Here is a 442-nt window from a genome sequence, read left to right as displayed (position 1 = left end):
CCTACGGGTGGCTGCAGTGAGGAATCTTCCGCAATGGGCGAAAGCCTGACGGAGCGACGCCGCGTGTGGGATGAAGTCTCTCGGGATGTAAACCACTGTCGGAGGGGAAGAGAACGGACGGTACCCTCCAAGAAAGCCCCGGCTAACTACGTGCCAGCAGCCGCGGTAATACGTAGGGGGCAAGCGTTACTCGGATTCACTGGGCGTAAAGAGCGTGTAGGCGGCTGGTCAAGCGTGGTGTGAAATCTCCGGGCTCAACCCGGAAACTGCACTGCGAACTGGCCTGGCTAGAGTGCAGGAGAGGGCAGCGGAATTCCCGGTGTAGCGGTGAAATGCGTAGATATCTGGAGGAACACCGGTGGCGAAGGCGGCATCCTGGACCGGCATTGACGCTGAGGCGCGAAAGCCAGGGGAGCAAACGGGATTAGATACCCTTGTAGTC

General features: G+C 59.7%; 1 rRNA gene. It reads left to right on the top strand.

Annotation, left to right across the window (positions count from 1 at the left end):
* Positions 1-442: ribosomal RNA gene (locus AADR41_RS42480) — 16S ribosomal RNA — on the top strand; the annotation flags it as partial.

Source organism: Streptomyces sp. CLV115, assembly GCF_038448545.1.
In the GTDB taxonomy this organism is placed as follows: Bacteria; Actinomycetota; Actinomycetes; order Streptomycetales; family Streptomycetaceae; genus Streptomyces; species Streptomyces sanglieri.
The sequence above is the reverse complement of the archived record's forward strand: the minus strand, read 5'-3'. Positions and strand labels throughout refer to the sequence as shown.